This window comes from Streptomyces sp. NPDC043812 (genome assembly GCF_056436245.1).
Genome location: NZ_JBWKCY010000022.1, coordinates 39463 through 57837, shown reverse-complemented (window position 1 = coordinate 57837; position 18375 = coordinate 39463). Strand labels below are relative to the sequence as shown.

18 protein-coding genes and 2 pseudogenes are annotated in these 18375 nt (G+C 70.2%); 7 read left to right on the top strand and 13 right to left on the bottom strand.

The genetic code is table 11. The annotated features are described in order from the left end of the window. Positions 1-339: 339 nt before the first annotated feature. Positions 340-843, top strand: a complete 504-nt coding sequence (locus tag AC067Z_RS28525) for a hypothetical protein (RefSeq protein ID WP_478792494.1) — start codon at positions 340-342, stop codon at positions 841-843. 462 nt (positions 844-1305) lie between these two features. Here AC067Z_RS28525 and AC067Z_RS28520 read toward each other — a convergent pair whose 3' ends face one another. Continuing rightward, positions 1306-1644, bottom strand: a complete 339-nt coding sequence (locus AC067Z_RS28520) for a DUF6204 family protein (protein WP_478792493.1) — start codon at positions 1642-1644, stop codon at positions 1306-1308. Positions 1645-1931: 287 nt separating this feature from the next. Between AC067Z_RS28520 and AC067Z_RS28515 the strand changes: the two genes are divergently transcribed. Beyond that, the gene (locus tag AC067Z_RS28515) at positions 1932-3902 is read left to right on the top strand and encodes a DUF5107 domain-containing protein (protein WP_478792492.1); all 1971 of its coding nucleotides are present in this window, start codon (positions 1932-1934) and stop codon (positions 3900-3902) included. Positions 3903-3965: 63 nt separating this feature from the next. Here the strand turns inward: AC067Z_RS28515 and AC067Z_RS28510 are convergent, their stop codons facing one another. Next, positions 3966-4472 (bottom strand): MarR family winged helix-turn-helix transcriptional regulator, encoded by a 507-nt coding sequence (locus tag AC067Z_RS28510; RefSeq protein ID WP_478792555.1) that lies wholly within the window; start codon positions 4470-4472, stop codon positions 3966-3968. Between the two features lie 105 nt (positions 4473-4577). Here AC067Z_RS28510 and AC067Z_RS28505 point away from each other — a divergent pair, with 105 nt between their 5' ends. Further along, positions 4578-4946 (top strand): HGxxPAAW family protein, encoded by a 369-nt coding sequence (locus AC067Z_RS28505; RefSeq protein ID WP_478792491.1) that lies wholly within the window; start codon positions 4578-4580, stop codon positions 4944-4946. 408 nt (positions 4947-5354) lie between these two features. Here AC067Z_RS28505 and AC067Z_RS28500 read toward each other — a convergent pair whose 3' ends face one another. Both AC067Z_RS28500 and AC067Z_RS28495 read right to left on the bottom strand, forming a co-directional pair. Continuing rightward, positions 5355-5819, bottom strand: coding sequence for a barstar family protein (locus AC067Z_RS28500; RefSeq protein WP_478792490.1), 465 nt, complete (start codon positions 5817-5819; stop codon positions 5355-5357). An 89-nt stretch (positions 5820-5908) separates the two neighbouring features. Beyond that, positions 5909-7036 carry an NADH:flavin oxidoreductase gene (locus AC067Z_RS28495; RefSeq protein ID WP_478792489.1) on the bottom strand — a complete coding sequence of 376 codons (1128 nt, stop codon included), beginning with the start codon at positions 7034-7036 and terminating at the stop codon, positions 5909-5911. Positions 7037-7140: 104 nt separating this feature from the next. Between AC067Z_RS28495 and AC067Z_RS28490 the strand changes: the two genes are divergently transcribed. Further along, the gene (locus AC067Z_RS28490) at positions 7141-7575 is read left to right on the top strand and encodes a MarR family winged helix-turn-helix transcriptional regulator (RefSeq protein WP_478792488.1); all 435 of its coding nucleotides are present in this window, start codon (positions 7141-7143) and stop codon (positions 7573-7575) included. Between the two features lie 278 nt (positions 7576-7853). Here the strand turns inward: AC067Z_RS28490 and AC067Z_RS28485 are convergent, their stop codons facing one another. After that, a complete protein-coding gene (locus tag AC067Z_RS28485) occupies positions 7854-8075 on the bottom strand; it encodes a hypothetical protein (protein WP_478792487.1) in 222 nt (73 codons plus the stop codon). Positions 8076-8178: 103 nt separating this feature from the next. Between AC067Z_RS28485 and AC067Z_RS28480 the strand changes: the two genes are divergently transcribed. Beyond that, positions 8179-8325 carry a hypothetical protein gene (locus AC067Z_RS28480; RefSeq protein ID WP_478792486.1) on the top strand — a complete coding sequence of 49 codons (147 nt, stop codon included), beginning with the start codon at positions 8179-8181 and terminating at the stop codon, positions 8323-8325. 194 nt (positions 8326-8519) lie between these two features. Here AC067Z_RS28480 and AC067Z_RS28475 read toward each other — a convergent pair whose 3' ends face one another. The 5 genes from AC067Z_RS28475 to AC067Z_RS28455 form a co-directional block, all read right to left on the bottom strand. Continuing rightward, positions 8520-9599 carry a C40 family peptidase gene (locus AC067Z_RS28475; protein ID WP_478792485.1) on the bottom strand — a complete coding sequence of 360 codons (1080 nt, stop codon included), beginning with the start codon at positions 9597-9599 and terminating at the stop codon, positions 8520-8522. Positions 9600-9615: 16 nt separating this feature from the next. Then, entirely contained in the window at positions 9616-10098 is a 483-nt protein-coding gene (locus AC067Z_RS28470; protein WP_478792484.1) for a poly-gamma-glutamate biosynthesis protein PgsC/CapC, read from the bottom strand. A gap of 64 nt (positions 10099-10162) precedes the next feature. Beyond that, on the bottom strand, positions 10163-11641 hold the full coding sequence (gene pgsB / locus AC067Z_RS28465) for a poly-gamma-glutamate synthase PgsB (protein WP_478792483.1): 1479 nt from the start codon (positions 11639-11641) through the stop codon (positions 10163-10165). A gap of 7 nt (positions 11642-11648) precedes the next feature. After that, entirely contained in the window at positions 11649-13892 is a 2244-nt protein-coding gene (locus tag AC067Z_RS28460; RefSeq protein WP_478792482.1) for a cache domain-containing protein, read from the bottom strand. Between the two features lie 174 nt (positions 13893-14066). Continuing rightward, positions 14067-15245 (bottom strand): CapA family protein, encoded by a 1179-nt coding sequence (locus AC067Z_RS28455; RefSeq protein ID WP_478792481.1) that lies wholly within the window; start codon positions 15243-15245, stop codon positions 14067-14069. Between the two features lie 38 nt (positions 15246-15283). Between AC067Z_RS28455 and AC067Z_RS28450 the strand changes: the two genes are divergently transcribed. After that, positions 15284-16252 (top strand): hypothetical protein, encoded by a 969-nt coding sequence (locus AC067Z_RS28450; protein ID WP_478792480.1) that lies wholly within the window; start codon positions 15284-15286, stop codon positions 16250-16252. Between the two features lie 71 nt (positions 16253-16323). Here AC067Z_RS28450 and AC067Z_RS28445 read toward each other — a convergent pair. Beyond that, positions 16324-16692, bottom strand: a pseudogene (locus AC067Z_RS28445) (hypothetical protein); the annotation flags it as partial. Between AC067Z_RS28445 and AC067Z_RS28440 the strand changes: the two are divergent. Then, positions 16622-16818: pseudogene (locus AC067Z_RS28440) on the top strand (hypothetical protein); the annotation flags it as partial. The pseudogenes AC067Z_RS28445 and AC067Z_RS28440 overlap by 71 nt on opposite strands. Position 16819: 1 nt before the next feature. On the opposite strand, the gene melC2 reads toward AC067Z_RS28440, so the two are convergent. Together melC2 and melC1 are read right to left on the bottom strand one after the other, a co-directional pair. Continuing rightward, a complete protein-coding gene (melC2, locus tag AC067Z_RS28435; RefSeq protein ID WP_478792479.1) occupies positions 16820-17647 on the bottom strand; it encodes a tyrosinase MelC2 in 828 nt (275 codons plus the stop codon). 19 nt (positions 17648-17666) lie between these two features. Then, on the bottom strand, positions 17667-18065 hold the full coding sequence (melC1, locus tag AC067Z_RS28430) for an apotyrosinase chaperone MelC1 (RefSeq protein WP_478792478.1): 399 nt from the start codon (positions 18063-18065) through the stop codon (positions 17667-17669). Between the last annotated feature and the right edge of the window lie 310 nt (positions 18066-18375).

Sequence of the window (18375 nt, the reverse complement as noted above, 5' to 3'; positions counted from 1 at the left end):
TGACTTCGTCTCGCGAGGGAGGTAGCGGTGCTCGGTGTCGAAGCGGACCTTGGGCATGTTCCGCTTGGGCTGCTTGGAGAAGTCCACTCAGCCCACGCTCATGGTGTAGGGGCCGCCGCCGGCCTCGTGCTCCCACTGGCTCGGGCCTTGACCTTCAGCGGCGTGTCCAGGATGTGGACGCCGCCGTTCTCCTCGCGGACGACCGCGGTGTCCGGCTCGATCCAGTTGCGGACCTGGAGCCAGCAGGTAACTCAACTCTGCTTCCACGCACCCGTGTTGGGCCACGACACGCCGGGTCGCTGCCACACCGGGCAGTGACACCGCATAAGGTCGGCCGGCATGGAGATGACCGAGGACAAGTACCAGGAACTGGCCGAGCTGGACCGGATCCGCTCCAGCAACCCCGTCCTGGACGCCTGGCTCCAGATCCAGCAGCAAGAGTTCCCCGCATGGGCCCAGCAGCACGACGGATACTGGGACTTCACCCCCGACTCCCTCGAGTGCCTGGAGAACGTCGTTCGCTCCCGCTACACCTGCAGCGACCGGGCATGGGAGGAACGCGGCAGCGACTTCCTCCAGACGGCCGCCTGGTATGTGGGCGAGGTCCACAACCGCACCTGCGGCACCCAGTGGCAGTACCACCCCGACTCCGCCGCCGCCGACCCGGTCGTGTGGCCGTTCGTCACCGTGCCGTTCGACCGGCTCTTCGACTTCGAAGACGAGGACGACATCGAACCCGACGCCAGGCCCCTGTACACGCCGGTCAACCGCCTGTGCGGAATCCTCGACGCGGACGGCGGGAGCCTCATCACCGACATCGACATCCACACACCCCCGCAGTAGTCGTAAGGATTACCTCAACACGCCCAGTGGCAAGGCTGGTTACCTCACCATGGTCCGACCGGTGCTGCGCATCCGCGCGCCCGACCATGGAGAGGAACCCTCCTGAGACGGATGGAGACCTGCCAGGCAGGGATGGAGACTGCGGCGGTGACGTCATGGCGGCTGAGCCGGGGCCACCTACTGTGGTGGTCATGACGCTGCGACGGCTGTACGCGGGGCATGACGGAGCCGCCCGATTCGAGTCCTGGGAGCCGGGGCTACTGCCGACGGTCCTGACCCGGGCGAGTTGCGTGCCTCTGCGCCGCTGAAGGCGTCGGCCTGCATGGTGGTTCGGGCACCGGCCGGGGGCGGCCACCCGGAGCAGCCTGAGGCTGGTCGGCGGGATCGCCTGGTACAACCGGTCGCTCACGTTGGCGTCGGTCCAGTTCTACGTCGCCGCCCGCGAGCGGAGGGTCGGACCTGTCAGCGACGGCCCTTGTAGTTGATCTTCATGGTGTCCATGTCCGTCACCGTCGACTTCAGGTCGCGGTAGCCGTGCCCGAGCCCCGCCAGCGCCCTCTCCGCGCGGTCCTCGGCGATCGCCGCGGCCATCTCCTCGCCGTCCGCCGCGTCCGAGACGACGACGAAGCGGTACGAGAAGTGCTTGAGCCGGCTGTCATAGGTGAGCGAGCCCTCCTCGGTGAACCGCATCTGCGCGAGCCCGTGCTCGTCCACATGCGCGAGCAGCACCGCGCGTCCCTCTGCGGTCAGCGCGTCCCAGGTGCCGCGCACAATCACCCGGTACGTGTGCTGCGTGCTCATCTCCGCCGCCCTCTGCGTCGTCACTTCCGTCCCAGTCCTCACAGTCGTCATCGTCGAATCGGCCGGACTCCTACCGGACTTTCGAGCACCGAGACTACGGCGGCCGCCGCACGCAGCCCACTGGATATCGCTTCGCCCGCAGTCGCCTTCGCCCGAGCGAGACGGCCTTTGCCGAAGCCTGACGCGCGAAGCCCCTGGCCCGCGCGTTCACTTGGATGTTCCATGGTCCACGGGACGCGTCGACCGGACAGGGTGCCGACCGCCCGCGCGAGCGAAGTGAGGTTGCCTTGGCCACCACTGTGCGCCGTACCGTACTGACCCTGCCCGCCGCCCCGCTGGGCGCGCCGAACCCACTGCCCGCCCTGCGTCCCCTCGACGGGACGCACACCCTCGACGAGCGTGCGAAGCAGGACCTGCCGAGGGAGATGGCCCGCCAGATCGGTTACGAGCCGCTGCGCACGCTGCTGCCGGTGCGGGTGCTCGACGGATACGGGCGCGAGCGCACCCCGACCGCCTTCGATGCCATCGTGATCGAGAATGAACGACTGCGCGCGACGGTGCTGCCCGGCCTCGGCGGCCGTGTCCACTCCCTGCACCACAAGCCGACCGGCCGCGAACTGCTCTACCGCAACCCTGTCCTCCAGCCCGCCGACTTCGCGCTCAACGGCGCCTGGTTCTCCGGCGGCATCGAGTGGAACATCGGTGCCACCGGCCACACCACCCTCGCCTGCGCGCCGCTGCACGCCGCGCTCGTGCCCGCGCCCGACGGCGGCGTGATGGTGCGCCTGTGGGAGTGGGAGCGGCTGCGGGACCTGCCGTTCCAGGTCGACCTGTGGATGCCCGCCGACTCGGACTTCCTCCATGTGGGCGTACGGATCCGCAATCCCCACGAGCGTCCGGCGCCCGTCTACTGGTGGTCCAACATCGCCGTCGAGGAGCACGAGTCGACGCGGGTGCTCGCGCCCGCCGACGAGGCGTTCCACTTCGGCTACGAACGCAGTCTTCGCCGGGCTCCCGTGCCCGTCCACGGAGGGGTGGACCGCACCTACCCGCTGGGAAGCGAGTACCCGGCCGACTATTTCTACGACGTGCCAGAGGGCGCCCGGAAGTGGATCGCCGCGCTCGACGCGGACGGGCACGGGCTCGTGCAGACCTCCACGGACACGCTGCGTGGCCGCAAGTTGTTCCTGTGGGGTGCGGGCCGGGGCGGACGGCGCTGGCAGCAGTGGCTCACGGAGCCGGGCACCACTGGTTACGCCGAGATCCAGGCGGGTCTCGCCCGCACCCAGCTCGAGCACGTACGCCTCGACGCCGAGGGGGAGTTCAGCTGGCTGGAGGCGTACGGTCCGCTGGCCGCCGACCCGGCCGTCGTGCACGGCGACGACTGGCACGCCGCGCGAGCCGAGGCCGAGACCCGCCTGGCCGGCGCCCTGCCCCGCGCCGATGTGGACGCAGCCTACGAGGCGTGGCTGCCGTACGCGGACGCCGAGCCCGGGGAGCGGCTCGCCACCGGCTCGGGGTGGGGTGCCCTCGAAGTGCTGCGGGCCGGGTACAAGCTGCCCGGCACCCCATTCGACGAGGCGAGCCTCGGTGAAGAGCAGCGGCCCTGGCGGGAGTTGCTGGCCACCGGCGTCCTACCCGCGCCGCGCCAGGTCGTGCCGCCCGGACCCTCGCTCGTCGCCCCGCAGTGGCGCGACATGCTGGAGACGGCGCCCGCCCAGCCGCTGACCGAGTACCACCTGGGTGTTGCCCAGTGGCACGCGGGCGACCTCGCGCAGGCGGTCCGCAGCTGGGAGCGCGGTCTGACTCTCGCCCCCTCGCGCTGGCCGCTGCTGCGCTGCCTGGCTGTCGCCGACCGGCACGGCGGGTACACGGTGCGCGCCGCGGAACGCTACGCGGAGGCCTTCGACGACATGTGCGCGGAGCGCCGGGACGACGGCGAGGCGTGGACGGCCGCGGTGGCCGCGCTGGGGCGCGAGGCGATCGAGGCACTGCTCGACGCCGGCCGTACCGCGGAGGCCCGCGGGGTGTGGGACCGGCTGCTGCCCGCCGTACGCCGACGCGGTCGGTTCCGGCTGCTCGACGCCCGCCTGCTCATCGCGGAAAGCCGCACCGAAGAGGCCCGGGCGCTCTTCGACGAGGGCATCGAGGTCGCGGATCTGCGCGAAGGCGCGGAGATCCTGGGCGAGGTGTGGTCGGAGCTCACGGACGAACCGCTGCCGGAAGCCTACGACTACCGGATGCGTCCGCAGGACTGACCCGGTCCGTCGCGGGAGACCGGCCGGCGAGGGCCAAGGGAGTCGTGGCGATCGGTGCGGCGTTCAGCGGTCGGACGGAGGCCATTCGGAGACACCCAGGCGGATCTCGTCCAACGAGTCCTGGAGCAAGGCTTTGGCACGGGTGAACCAGTCCGCCAGTACGGCGATTTCGGCCGGGCCGTAGTCGGCGAAGAGCATGCCCAGGCGCTCGTAGAAGGGTCCGTAGACCTCGAGGATGCGTTCCAGTGCGGACTCCTCCATGACCACCTGGACCCGTCGGCGATCCCGAGGGTCCACCTGGCGACGGATGTATCCGGCCTTCTCAAGGCGGTTGAGGACACCAGTCACCGCTCCGGTGGTCAGCCGGGCCCGGGCGGCGAGGTCGCCCGCCACGAGGGACTCGCCGGCCTTGGCGGCCTCGATGAGGAAGCCGAGACAGGTGAGATCCGTGACGTTGAGGCCGAGCCGCCGCGCGATGTCCTGCTGGCCGAACTGCGCGGTCGCGATCATCCGGTCCATCGCGTACAGCGCCTGATCAGCTGTGGCCGTCGGACGCGCCTTGCCCTGCACCACGAATCCCCTTAGCATCTAAGTTAATTATCTCGCGAGATAAGATATTTCTGGCGGGCGAGCCCTGACCAGCCGCTCCAGCATCCCACTTCCCGAAGGGCGACCATGAGCATGCACGGAGACCACGACATGGGCCACACGGTCGCCGGTTGGACAGGCACTGTCATGGCCACTGTCGGCAGCGCGGCGATGGCGGTGGCGTTTGCCGCCGGCTCGACCACGGGACTGCTACTGGGCGGGACCGTCGCCGCCCTCGCCGCGCTCACCAGCTGGCTCCTTCACCTGGCAGGGTGGGGCAAGGCCACCGGACCGCGGCCGGTCGCCCAGCAGCCCTGGCGCGTCCGCGACACAGCGGCACGGCGGGGCCACCCCGACTGCCTCGGCTGTCGCCTGGCAGGACGCAGTCCCGCCGCTGCCCCGGTCCTCGCCCTCACCGTTGCAGTCGAACCCGCCCCCGCGGAACAACCGTCGTAGTCATGGTCTTCTCAGCGAGAAACACGCAACGGTCGCCGTCAGCCCAGGGCGTCGAGCGGGTCTCGCACCGGGCGGGCGCTGGGGTCTCGGGAGTGCGGACGTGGCCCTGGCCGACCAGGCCCTCTCCTCACGCGCCATTCGCGACCACCTGAGGGTTGCGCGGCATCGGAGTGGTGATCCCCGTCCCGGCGGACCAGCGGGCCACCGACTGCGTCGAGGCAGCCGCGGGGGCCGGCCACCCGCCTTCGACCGCGAGGCGTACCAGCAGCGCAGACGGTCGAGGGGAGCATCAACCGCTGGAAGCGGTGGCGCGGCATCGCCACCCGCTACGAGAAGACCGCGACCATCCACCCGGCCGGACTTCGCGTTGCGGGCACCTTCCGCCGGTCCGCGAGGTGAAGCCGTTCCTTATGGCGAGACCGTCTCTTCCCAGCACAGTCGCAGCTGTTCCTGCAGGTCCGGAACGGAGGCTGCGTCGCAGGACAGGACGACCACGAGCCTGCTGAGGTCGATGCCCTCGGGCCGCTGTGTGGAGGACCATCGCTGTCCTGCCCGCAGAAGGGTTTTGAAGAGAAGGCACTGTCCGGCGGCATCGCCTGGCAGTGCCTTGTCCGCGGCCTCGACGATCAGTACGTAGTGGTCCGCGGGCAGCCACTTCAGATCGCGCAGACAGTCGAAGAGGGCATTCCAATTCCAGCCGAAGTAGTCAGGCAGCCTCAGCCCGTCGTAGAACTGCTGGAAGACGGCGTCCGTGTCGCGCATCTGCCGGCCGTCGAGACGTGCTACGTACGCCCTGCCGCTCGTGGGGGGCAGCAGATCGACGGGCAGCGCGCCGTGCTCGGCGACGACGTGTACCCAGGGCACGGTGTGCACCGCCCCCTCCCTCCAGTGATCCACGGCTCCACCGCCGTCAGAGCCGGTGACGGCGGCGAGCCGTACAGTCCAGATCCAAACGCGGCGGCCTAGCTCAGCGTCTTCAGCGCCGCCGCGTCGTACGGCTTCAGCTCCTCGACCCGGCCCCCCAGGACCTTCGCCGCCCACTCCGGGTCCTGGAGCAGGGCGCGGCCGACGGCGACCAGGTCGAACTCGTCGCGCTCCAGGCGGTCGAGGAGGTTGTCGATGCTGCCGACCGCGGCACCCTCGCCCGCGAACGCGCGGAGGAAGTCGCCGTCGAGGCCGATCGAGCCGACGGTGATGGTGGGCCTGCCGGTGAGCTTCTTGGTCCAGCCCGCCAGGTTCAGGTCCGAGCCCTCGAACTCCGGGAGCCAGTAGCGGCGGGTGGAGGCGTGGAAGGCGTCGACGCCGGCCGCGGCAAGCGGGGTCAGGATCGCCTCCAGCTCCTCCGGGGTCTGGGCGAGCCTCGCGTCGTAGGCTTCCTGCTTCCACTGCGAGTAGCGGAAGATCACCGGGAAGTCGGGCGAGACGGCCTCGCGGACCGCGGCCACGATCTCGGCCGAGAACTTCGTACGGGCCACGGGGTCGCCGCCGTAGGCATCGGTACGCCGGTTCGTCCCCTCCCACAGGAACTGGTCCAGGAGATAGCCGTGGGCGCCGTGCAGTTCGACGCCGTCGAAGCCGATGCGCTCAGCGGCCGCGGCAGCCTCGACGAAAGCGCCGATGACGGCGTCCAGGTCGTGCCGGGTCATCGCCTTGCCGGAGCCCGCGGTGCCGTCGAGGCGGATGCCGGAAGGGCCGACGGCGGGGGCGTCGACGTAGGGGGCATCGCCGTCCTTGCGCACCATGCCGATGTGCCACAGCTGCGGGACGATCGTGCCGCCCGCCGCGTGAACGGCCTCGGCGACCTTCGCCCACCCCGCCAGCTGCTCCTCACCGTGGAACCGCGGCACACGGTCGCTCTGCCCGGCCGACTCGTGGCCGACATACGTCCCCTCGGTGACGATCAGGCCCACACCCGCGGCGGCACGACGGGCGTAGTACGACTGCACGTCCTCACCGGGGACGCCACTCGGGGAAAACATGCGCGTCATCGGCGCCATCACGATGCGGTTCGGGACGGTCAGGCCGTTCAGCGCGATGGGCCGGGACAGGATCTCGGCCGCGCGTGTGGGCGAAGACGCAGTGACGGTCACGGAGGTACTCCTCGTAGGTACTCGTTGCTTGAGAACTTCAAGCAACGAGTAGACGGTAAATGTAGATATTTGAGATCGTCAAGTTTCCTGGGTAAGGTGACCCCATGACAGGAATCGCACGCGCCGACACGGCCCGGCTCATGGAGCTGCTCTCGGTGGCTCTCGGTGCCTATTACGGCGACTTCACGGTCGCGGCTGCGAGCGAGAACCTCACCGCGAGCCAGGGCAAGGCACTGACCGTGCTGCGCCGGGGCCCCGCCGCGATGCGCGCCCTGGCCCAAACCATGACCTGCGACGCCTCCAACATGACCGGGATCATCGACCGACTGGAGAAGCGCGGCCTGGTGCGCCGCGAGTCCAGCCCCTCCGACCGGCGCATCAAGAACGTCGTTCTCACAGCCGAGGGCGAGCACGTCGCCGACGCGATTCGCGCGAAGATGTGCGCCACACGAGAGGGCCTGGACAGGCTCAGTGACCAGGAGCGGGACACCCTGCATACCCTGCTGGAACGAGTCTTCCTCTCCCAGCCCGCTGCCTGAACCGGAGGGTGTCGGCCGGCCCTGAGAGTTCCCGCGCTGCAGCTGGGCCAGGGCGTAACCGTCGGCGTCTGTCCGTGCCTCGGTCGCCGACGCGCTGGTGGGGCTGAGCGAGAAGCGGGCAACCCGTCACCTCCCTCGGTCGCCGTCGGCGAGCCCCGGCGTGGCAGGAGGCGTCCGTACCCGTTTCTCCGGAAGTGGCCCTCCGCATGCTGTGCCTCGGCCGGCGCAACGTATCCGGCGACACCGACACCGGGCTTCGGTGGGAGGGTCGGGGAACGTCAATCGGAGTCGTGCTCGTCGGCCGGCCGATCGGTCGGGGCCGCGGCGGCGTCCTCGTCGACGGCGCCCACGTCTGTGCTGTGCGGCCTGGCGGCACGTTCTGCTGCGATTTCCTCCCGGCGGCTGCGGCGTGCTTCGCGGAACGCCATGACGGGGAGGGCGAGCAGGAACGGAAGGAGCACCAGAGCGGGTGCGGCGGTGATCAGGCGTGTCAGGGTCATCGGCTCGGGTTCTTGTCGGCCGGGCGGGACTCCAGGACAACGCTGCACCGGGGCCGGAGGATGCGGTCGCCGATGTACGCGGTGCACGGCCGAGGCACGAAGTGTGAGGGCCGCCTGCGGGTTCCCCGAGGGTCGGCTGACCACGACCGTCCTGACCACGCTGCGACACGACGACCCGAGCACAGCACTGGTCAGCGTGGTCGCCGCCGGGGTCCAGGGCATGGCGATGTCTCTGGAACGCGTGTCGTAGGCCCGCCGGGGATCGGCGGCGGGCTCGTCAACCGGTGCCGCCCGCCGATCCGCGGCGGCCAGGAACAGCCCGAACGCCCCGGGCGCGGGCTGGTCGCCCACACCTGCGGGAACAGCCGACAGCCCGGGACACCCTCGCACGGCCCCTTCCCGGCGGCGGCGCCGCTTGAGGGGCTCGCCACTCCGCCCGTCGACTCAGAGGCGCTTCGCGCTGCGGAGGGTCTTGGCGTAGTAGCCGTTGCCGTCGAGGCGGGAGACGCCGCCGATGTCGCCGATCGTGGGTCCGTTGACCTCCTCGCGGCTGGAGACGAAGATCAGGTGGCCCTCGGTGTCGTGGCCGAGGACCATGCCCACGTGGTCGAGCCGCTGTCCGGTGCGGGCGTCGAGCTTGAAGAAGACGAGGTCGCCCGGCTGCAACTGGTCGATGGCGGAGGGGCGGTCCTGTGCCGCGACGCCGGTCAGTGGCAGAACGTCCACGCCCTGACGGGAACGGGCCATGCCGTTGGCGGTGCGGGGCAGGCCGTCGCCGGAGGTGTCCGAGGACATCAGCGGGTGGCGTGCGCGGTAGCCCAGGACCATGCGGATGTAGCCGGAGCAGTCCAGGGACCGGGCACGCATGGTCTCCGGGGTGCCGACGTTGCCGTCCCGGAACGGGTAGGGGGTGCCGAGGTAGTCGTAGAAGTCGGACTGCTCCAGGCGCAGGTCGCCGCCCTCGCCTCCGGAGGGGTTCAGCGGGCCGAAGTTGGCGTCACCGGCGTAGACGACGCCTTGGTCGTCCTTGTGCTGCGAAGCGCCCGCCACGTACTGGAAGGCGAAGGCGAAGAGGTCGTCCTCCTTGCTGCCGGCGTACTGCTCGTACCAGTCCTTGAACCACTTCTTCTTCTCCGCGCCCTTGGACCAGGGTTCGGGCATGAGGCGCACCCAGTCCGTCGTGGAGACCGTGGATGCCGTGGAGGTCGGTTCGGCGAAGGTCCGTGCCGGGCCGGTCAGTTTCGCGGTTCGCGCCCCGTCGGTGAGGACGGCCTTGACCTGGCCGTCGGCGCTCCGGAGGACACTGCGCGCGGGGTTCTCCAGCCGGGACCACCGACCGCCGGTCGTGTCCCCGGACGTGCCGGCCTGTCCCCGGACACCGTTGAGGACGCCGACGTTGCGCACCTCTGTGACGCCCTGTTCCTCCTGCTTGCGCAGTTCCAGGGTGAGGTATCCCGAGGTTGCGACGAGCCCGAGGAGCACGAGGCCCGAGAGGAGCGGGCGGGTCTTCTTCTTCCCTGTCATGGTTGTTGCTCGATTCTCAGACGGCGGGCATGACGCCGAGCAGGAGGCCGGCGGCGACGGCGATGTAGGTCATGAGGGAGACGGAGGCCGTCGCCAGCAGGGTGGGCCCCTTGGGCTGGCGGACCAGCTGGTAGGCGATGAGGCCCGGGACGATGAAGCCGAGGGTCTGGTTGCCGTACAGCAGCGGGAACTCGAGCGAGAGCACGATCATCACCGTGGCCTGCAGCAGCACGCCGAGGAGGACCACGGCGGCGAACAGCCTCTTGCCGTAGAGGATGACCAGCCGCTGCATGATCTTGGTGCCCGCGTAGGTCAGGGCCGTGACGCCCACGACCATGGCTGCCCGCTGCAGGTCCTCGATGAGGGTGAGGGCGAGCCAGCCCGGGGTGATCATCCCGCCCGGGGAGAGGTTGGTGGTCAGGTAGCACACCAGGGAGAAGAGCAGACCTATGGCGATGCCCAGGGCAGCCATCTCGGGGGTCAGGGCGGCGGTGGTCAAGGAAGGGCTCCGGGCGCGTGTACGGGTGGTGAGAACGGTCGGCAGCGACCGGCTGCCGTCGGGGTCAGGAGTGCGGAGTGGGCGGTCGGTCGCCCTCGTGGGCCGGCTCGTGGAACCAGCCGAAGGTCTCCTCGGTTCCGTGCCGGCTCTGCCGGTCCGCGGGCTCCTGCCGGGTGGTGGGCGTCCTCGGCTCGGGATGCGCGACGGCTGCCTGGGCGGGGATCCGCACGAGGGGGATCTCCTGGGTCTGGGCCGCCTGGTACCGCTCCTCGTAGGCCACGGGATAGGAGGCGTAGGGGTCCAGGTGCGCCGGCTGGGCGGCGACGGTGGGCGCCGCGTCCGGGCCGGTTCCCGGGCCGCTGTCGTCCGCCGGGAGTTCGGCGAGGTGTTCGAGCAGTTCCTCGCCCTGGCCGTGGATGTTCCCGATGGCGACGAGAGAGGAGCCGTCGGGCATCCGGTCGAGGATGGCGTGCATGAACTCCTCGGCCGGGCGCCGTTCGCCGCCCAGGTCGATCGCCTTGTCCCGCCACGGGGCGGGGATGGCGTCGATGGCGCTCTTGGAGGGGTGTCCGATGACGAAGACGTTGTCCGGGCGCAGGTCGGGGATGATCTCGCCCATCTGTCCGTTTCGTTCGACCCGGTCGGGGCGGCAGTTGATCACGACGTTCAGCGGACGGCTGACGGCCTCCAGGTCGAGCAGCTGGTTGACGTTCATCAGCGTCGACTCGGGGTCGTTCGCCGCGAAGACGTTGGCGAAGGCGAGCCGCCTGCCCTCGGGTGTCACATAGCGTTCCACGGAGAGGACGCCCGGGTCCGGGGGTGCGTCGTACATGCCCTGCAGGGCGACCTGCCGTTCGACGCCGAGGAGTTCGGCCACGGCCAGGGCGATCGCGACGTTCTCCTTGAAGGTGAACCAGCTGAAGCCGCGGAGCTCCGCGTCGGTGACCGTCTCGGGGTCGGCGTAGACGAGCCGGCAGTTCCGGGCGTCCGCCTCCTCCTGGAGGATGTGGAAGCGCTCCTGCTCCGCGGTGACGCAGATGCCGTTCTCGGGCATCGAGCGGCACAGCGACCGGGCCACGTCGTCCAGGGTCGGCCCCATCTCGGCGAGGTGGTCCTCGCGGACATTGCACAGGACACCGATGGTGGAGCGGATCAGCTTGCTCTGGTTGACCTCCTGCAGAGCAGGCATGACGGCCATGCACTCGATGACGAGCGCGTGGGGCCGGTAGGCGGCGGCCCGGCGCACGATGCCGATCTGTTCAACCACGTTGGCGATGCCGAACTTCCGGTAGACCGGCTCCTCGGTCGCGTCGGGGTGGATGAAGCGTGCGGCGGTCCCCGTCGTCTTCGCGACGGTGACGACACCACCGCCGCGCAGTGCTCCGGCGCACAGCCGGGTGATGGACGACTTGCCCCGGATGCCGTTGACGAGCACCCGGGTGGGGATCGTGTGCAGCGCGGCGTAGTGCCTGCGCTGTTCCACGATGCCGGCGATCAGCAGGAACACCCCGCCGGTCAGCAGGACGAAGTAGAGGTAGAGCACGCCGTGGTCACCTTCCCCCGACGCCGGTCCGGGGCTCCGCGAGCCGGCGCGCCTGGTTGTGTCTGTGGGCCTGCGCCTGCTGGCGCAGTAGTTCGAGGCTGCGGACGACGGCCCCCACTTCGTCCTGGTAGCGGGGGTAGAGCACGGTTTTGAGGTCCCCGTCCGCGAGCTTCTCCGCGCCGGCGGCGAGTGCCCGCAGGGGGCGTACGACCACCAGGTGGACCCAGCCGAGGCAGAGGATGATCGCGGCCAGTCCGAGCATCCCGGCGAGGACGCTGCGGTCCTCGCGCTCGTACGGGGCGATCTGGAAGCGCTCGGCGTTCTGCCAGCTGACGACCGTCCAGCCGATGTCGGCCGTGACGCCTCCGCCGGAGAACGGGGCCGCCGCGGCGACGGTGACACCGTCCCCTTCGCGTATGAGCAGCCCGTTCTCGACCGGCTCTGCGCCCGCCTGGACACCGGCCGCCCTGACGAGGTCGGTCAGTTGGCGGCGGGGCAGGTCCTCGAAGGCCAGGAATCCGTCGCTGCCGGCGAGGGTCAGGCCGTCCGAGTCCACCACGCGGACCTCCCCGAGCCCCGGCCGGGTCAGCAGGGAGTTCAGGAACTCCACTCGGATCTCGCCGACCAGGGTGGCGCCCTTGTGCTCCGGTACCGGGGCTCCGGCCTGGATCACCGGCTGCTTGCCGCCCTTGCCGGACACCCGGACCAGCGGCAAGTCCTCGCCGCGGCTCCAGGCATGGGGCTCCGCGCCCACCTGGGCAGTGACGTCGCCGTTGTCGTCGACGATGTACAGGGCCCGGTAGCGGGGGTGCTTGGCCAGGGCGTCCTGGAGCAGGCTGTCGGCGGTGGCCGGGTCGTCCTCGCCGATCAGACGGGACGTGGAGACAAGGTCGGCCTGTGCCTCGTTGAGGGCCCTGCGCAGCCGGTCGGCGATCAGGTCCGTGCGGTCCCGCTGGTCGTTGACCATGGTGGTCGGCACGCTGACGGACCCGTCCGTGCGGTTGAGCAGCAGACCGACGGGCACGCACCACATCAGCAGAACAGCGGCCGTCAGCACGAGCGGTCCGCGTCCGCCGATACGGATACTCCGGCGGATGGGGGCGTCGGGTCCGCTGTCGTCGTCGCCCAGCTGCCGGCGCAGCCGCTCCAGGGCGTAGCCGATGCGGGCCGGTTCGCCCCAGCGGGGCACCGAGACGGGCCGGGTCAGATCGCCCCGGGCCAGTCGGCGCGACTCCAGGAACAGCCGCAGCAGCGGCCGCTGCACGGTCGCCCAGAGCACGATCACCGCCAGGAGTCCGAGCAGGACGAGAACGCCCGACACCGCCAGCCCGTACAGCTCGAGGCCCTGGTCCGTGGCCTGCTGCCGCACCACGGGCAGGAGCGCCACGACCGTCAGCCCGAGACCGGCGGCCACGCTCTGCTTCTCCTCGGGGTTCGACGAGGAGAGCGAGGCGTACCCGGCGGTGGCCACGCGGCCGTTGTACTCGCTGCCGACGAGGGTGCCGCTGACGCCGGGGTAGCCCCGCGAGCCGGGCTCCTTGGCGCGGACGGGATGTTGCTCGGTCCGCACTGCCGCCTGCTCGGAAAGCCGGCTCATCTGCTTGTGAAGGAAGGCGAGCTCCTTGCGCTCCTGATCGGAGTTGAGCGCTTCGGCCTGCTCGAAGCCGGCCGTGCCGAGGATCTCGCCGTCCTGTGCCACGACGGCCATGGTGCGGAACGGGCCGAGGTTGATGGCGGGCACCGACAGGCTGCTCGAAGCGATCAGCATCTGCTGCGGCCGGTCCTGCCAGTCCAGGACCGCCATCGTCATCAGGCGGACGTCGCCGGTCTCCAGCCGGACCATCCGGGGTGTCAGGGCCTTGTCCCCGGTGAGGACGTCCTCGTCCAACCAGGCCAGCGGAATCGTTTCACCGCGCGCGGCGAGCACCTCGCCGCTGTCCAGGTCCACCACGGTGGTGCCGGTCCACTTCTGGTAGGTCCGGCTCAGGTCCGACAGGATGCGCTCGGGCTTCACCGGACGACCCGCGCTCACCGCTGTGGCGGTGCGCTCCAGGTCCGTGACCCGCTCGTCGATCGACGCGCGCAGGGCGATGGCGCCGTCCTCCGCGAAGTACTGCTGCGAGGACAGCACCGCCTTCGGAGCGACCGTGTCCTCGCGGGGGCCGAGCACCTTGGCCGTCAGGCCCGCCAGGGCGAGGATCAGTACGCACAGGACCACGATCGGCGGACGGATGCCGCCGAGGAGCGGCATGTCCGCGCGCCTGCGGATCCGTCGCCGCCCTCCTCGTAGGGAGTACGCGGCTCTACTCGATGTCACTGGTGATCTTTCTGATTCCTGCGGCTGCGGTACGCGAGGGGACCGCAGCTGACGCGGGTCCGGGACGCGGTGGCTGTGAACGGTGAAACGGTCGGTCCGGGGTGCGGTTCAGCTCTTCAGGGAGAGCTCCGCCAGACCGTCGCCCCCCGGAGCTCCTCGATTGAAGAGGAAGCCGCGTGTCCGGTCCGCTGCGAGGTGGTAGCGGGCGAGGCGGTCCGGGGACAGGTCACCCGGGTTGTCCATCATCTGCCGGACGTCCACGAGTCGGTGGTCGTCGACGGCGCCTTCGGGCTGCTTCTCACCCGGTTCGACCTCGGGTGGGATGTCCACGAGAGTGGTGCGGTAACGAGCGGCGACGTCCCAGCCCGAGTTCGTCTCCCGGAACTCGAACCAGCCGATCGCACCCTCCTCGGTGAGCCCCGTGGGTGACGAGTGCCGCGCCACCTGGTTGCCCAGGCTGTAGGCGACCCAGGTGCCGTTCAGCTTCTGGATCGGCTGCACCACGTGCGCGTGGTGTCCGATCACGAGATTGATCCCGGTCTCTTTGGTGAGGCGTTCGGCGAGCTCCAGCTGGGGGACGCTCGGCTCGTTGTAGTGCTCCAGGCCCCAGTGGACCGAGAGGATCACCACCTCGGCGCCCTGCTTCCGGGCCCGGACCTCTGCCTGCTTGACCGCGTCGGTGTCGATCCTGTTGAACGCCCAGCGCTCCTTCTCGGGTGTCGGGTTGAGGAACGACTCCCACGAGTAGGACAGGTGCGCCACCTTCACGCCCTGGACGGTGCGGATATTGATCTTCTCCGCTTCCTCAGGAGTGCGCGCAGAACCGCTGTGCCCGAGCCCCAGCCCGTCCATCGTGTCCAGGGTGCGGCGCACGGCCTTCAGACCGTGGTCGAAGGTGTGGTTCGAGGCGGTGGAGCAGGTGTCGTAGCCCACGTCCTTCAAGGCCGTGAGGATCTGCGGCGGCACCAGGAACTCCGGGTATCCCTGGAAGGGGCCCCGGGGCTTGCCCACGGGAGTCTCCATGTGACAGATGGCCAGGTCGGCCTTGCTGATCACCGGCTGCACGCCGGCCAGCAGCGGGCCGAAGTCCAGCCCGGCGCTGCCCTTGCCGGTCTTCTTCGCGTCCGTGGCGGCCTGCTCCACCAGCTCGGGATGGATGAGAACATCTCCCGCGGCGGCAACGGTGAACACCCGCCCGCCGGGCTTGCTCTGCGACTCCGACGGGGTCGACGCGCAGCCGACGGCGAGAACGGCGCAGGCCACCGCCGCTGCCAGCGCACGACCCATACGGAGAGAATCACAGAATGTCACCGGACGATCTTCACATGAGTCTCAAGATCGACTGCTCACGCAGCATCACAAGGCCATCACATTCTCTTCGCATATGCGCAGCCCTGGGCATCGTGCTGGCGCTGCTCGGCTGTCAGGCGACGGCGCACGACACGGAGGCGGAGCGTCCGCAAGCCCAGGAGCTCGCGGACCTCGACCACCGGATCATCGAGTACGCCCAGCAGGCCGAAGCCCGCGCGCCGTACAGACCCCCCGGTGACGCCGAACGCAAGCGCCTCGGCCGAGGCGTCGGCCACCTCCTGGACGGCGACCTCGAACAGGCCAGGCGAGACCTCGCAGACGCCGGCTTCCGGGTGACCCGGCTCACCGACGCCGCCTCGGGCAGGCGCTACGACGAAGTCGCCGCCCGGGAACCGGGAACGAAGCAGGCCCGGTGGGGGCGTCTGTACGTCACCGCCGATGCCGCCGTCCGCTGGAACGTCCAGGTACCGCACCCGGTCGCCGACCGCGACACCGAGCTCCTCGGAGCGCAGCTCCTGGAGAACACTCCGGGTGGCGCACTCGTCCTCGCCGGCGCTCACCGAACCGCCGGCAAGGGGGACGCCGCGGACGTCGCCCACCGCACCGACAGCGCCTTTCACGCCATCGTCTCGGAACTCCAGGAACGCGATGTTCCGAGCATGCAGCTGCACGGCTTCGCCAGGTCGTCGGACCGCCCGTACGACGCCATCCTCTCCACCGGCGTCGCGCAGACCGCCCCCGAAGAGGCCGGGACGCTGGCCGACCGCATGGAAGCCCGCGACCTCCGTGTGTGCAGGGGTTGGTCCAACCGGTGCCCCCTGGAAGGAACCACCAACGTCCAGGGGAAGGCGGCCGAGCGCCACGGCACGACCTTCGTCCATGTCGAACTCGCCCCGGCGGCACGGGGCGACGACACGCAGGCGGCGCGGGCGCGGACAGCGCTCTCCAAGGTCCTCTCGACATGGGCCGACGCAGGAACGTAGGGCCGACAGCCCACTCCGGCATCGGCCGACCCCGCGCACCCCGCCCGCGGCAGCCGCGTCCAGCCACGTCCCATGCGCCACGGCTGCCCCGTTCCGGGTGTGGAGGGGGCCCTCTCCAGGCTGTCGCGCCGGGGGAGTCGGGCGGTGTCCATGTGCCGGGGGATGTGGGGAAGACGAACTCGAGGACGTCCTGGTCGAGGCCGGGCGGTTGTCGTGCGGGTGAACCACCGTGGGAAGGCCAAGGGGTTGGCGTCGGGGCGGAGGCGCTCGGCGAGCGTGCGGTCCAGGAGCCAGGAGCCAGGAGCCAGGAGCCAGGAGCCAGGAGTGGCAGGTGGCGTGGGTGTGCGTCCGCTGCGGATGGTGGCGGGCCATGGAGGGGCGGATGCGGGCCACACGGTGGTGGTGGTCGAGCACGACAAGGACGTCGCGGGCGCGGGCATGGTGATCGATCTGGGCCGGGCGGCGCCGCCGAGGGCGGGCGGTCGTCGTCGGGGGGCATGCCCGAGGAGGTGGCGCGGGCGGCGGGCAGCCGCACCGCGCCGTATCCGGCCCGGTCCCTGGGCTGAGTCAGGCGGCTCGGTCGTAGGTGTAGTGCGGGGTGTGGTCGAGCATGTCGGCCGGGGTCACATCGTTCCAGGGGCGCATGGTGTCGCGGAGGTCGACGACGTTCGCGGTGCTTGCCTCGGGGAGGTACGGGGAGTCGGGGTGCAGGGCCTGCCACTCGGTCCAGAGCTTGTCGATGAAGGCGTGGTGCAGCCAGAACACCGGGTCGTTCGGTGAGGCTCCGGTGGCCATGTGGCCGCCGACCCAGACGTGCACGCGATTGTGCAGGTTCACTCCACGCCAGCCTTCGAGGTGGTTACGGAAGCCGTCGGACGCGCTGTTCCAGGGCGGCATGTCATAGGTGCTCATCGCGAGGACGGTGTCGACCTCGGCGCGGGTGGGGAGTTGGCGGCCGCCTGCGCCGAGCGCCCGGCGCAGGTAGCCGCGTCCGTCGACCCGTATGGAGATGCCCCAGCCGCCCGTGGCGGCGGCGAACGGCCCGTCCATCACCTGTCCGTCCCTGCTGCGGCCGGTGCCGCCGAGGAAGTCCGCCGCCCAGAGCGAGGCGGCGGGGGTGCGGTCGGCGGTCCAGTCCCAGTACGGGAGGGCGACGGACGGGTCGACGGACTGGAGGGCCTGCTCGAATTCGATGAGGAAACGTCTGTGCCAGGGCAGGAAGGACGGGGATCGGTGGCCTACCCGGTCGCCGCTGTCGGTGTCGCCCATGATGAAGGCGTTGTGGGTGGTGACGAACGAGTCGTACCGGCCGCTGCGCTTGAGTGCGAGGAGTGCGTCGACGAAGGCGCGCTTCTCGGTGCTGGTCAGCTCTGCCTGGTTCTTGCGTACGGTCATGGTTGCTGGTGCTCCGGGCTCAGGAGAGGTCGAGGGGGACGAGGGCTGCGCCCTGGAGTTCCCGGACAGCGGCGCGGGCCGCGGCGCGCGGGGTGGAGAGCGGCTCGTAGTGGGTGATGACGCTGATCCAGGTGCCGTCGGCGTTGCGCATGAGGTGCAGTTCCTCGCCGTCGATGTGCACGGTCCAGCCGCCGCCGTGGTGGTCGTGGTGGCCGCCGCCGTGGCTGGGCGTGCCCTCGATACGCCGGCCCAGGTAGACCTCGTCGAAGGCACCGGATGCGTCGTGGGTGTGCGGCGTGGCCGGTGTGCGCGGAGCTCGGTCACGTGCGCTGCCGACTGCGGGCGCGGCGCCGATGACCGCGAGGCCGGCGGCGGCGCCGACGGCGCTGATGGCCTGTCGGCGGGTGAATCGGGACATGGAGGGTCTCCCCAGGTGCAAGGTGTTTCGGGACTGCAGTGCGATCGGCACCGCAGTCGCCATGCCTACCTGGGACCGGCCGGTGAGCCGAAACCGGTGGAACGGGGTTGGTCGCCAAATGGACAACTCACCACGTGAGGTACAGACTTGAACAAAGTTGATCTTGCTTTGGTGCCGTCTTCACCTCATCCGTGAAGCGAATATTCCGCCGTCAATGTGGCTAGAGTGTGAAGAATTTGCGGTGAGGGGGCGCTAGTTGTGCCCATCCTCACGTTCTCAACATGACCGGAACATATGCACCCGCCGGGTG

Excerpts from the sequence above, each read along its gene's own strand:
- AC067Z_RS28520 (WP_478792493.1), bottom strand. The coding sequence starts at position 1,644 with ATGAGCACGCAGCACACGTACCGGGTGATTGTGCGCGGCACCTGGGAC.
- AC067Z_RS28485 (WP_478792487.1), bottom strand. The coding sequence starts at position 8,075 with ATGACCCTGACACGCCTGATCACCGCCGCACCCGCTCTGGTGCTCCTT.
- AC067Z_RS28475 (WP_478792485.1), bottom strand. The coding sequence starts at position 9,599 with ATGACAGGGAAGAAGAAGACCCGCCCGCTCCTCTCGGGCCTCGTGCTC.
- AC067Z_RS28490 (WP_478792488.1), top strand. The coding sequence starts at position 7,141 with ATGACAGGAATCGCACGCGCCGACACGGCCCGGCTCATGGAGCTGCTC.
- melC2 (WP_478792479.1), bottom strand. The coding sequence starts at position 17,647 with ATGACCGTACGCAAGAACCAGGCAGAGCTGACCAGCACCGAGAAGCGC.
- melC1 (WP_478792478.1), bottom strand. The coding sequence starts at position 18,065 with ATGTCCCGATTCACCCGCCGACAGGCCATCAGCGCCGTCGGCGCCGCC.
- AC067Z_RS28450 (WP_478792480.1), top strand. The coding sequence starts at position 15,284 with ATGAGTCTCAAGATCGACTGCTCACGCAGCATCACAAGGCCATCACAT.
- AC067Z_RS28505 (WP_478792491.1), top strand. The coding sequence starts at position 4,578 with ATGAGCATGCACGGAGACCACGACATGGGCCACACGGTCGCCGGTTGG.
- AC067Z_RS28460 (WP_478792482.1), bottom strand. The coding sequence starts at position 13,892 with ATGCCGCTCCTCGGCGGCATCCGTCCGCCGATCGTGGTCCTGTGCGTA.
- AC067Z_RS28525 (WP_478792494.1), top strand. The coding sequence starts at position 340 with ATGGAGATGACCGAGGACAAGTACCAGGAACTGGCCGAGCTGGACCGG.
- AC067Z_RS28455 (WP_478792481.1), bottom strand. The coding sequence starts at position 15,245 with ATGGGTCGTGCGCTGGCAGCGGCGGTGGCCTGCGCCGTTCTCGCCGTC.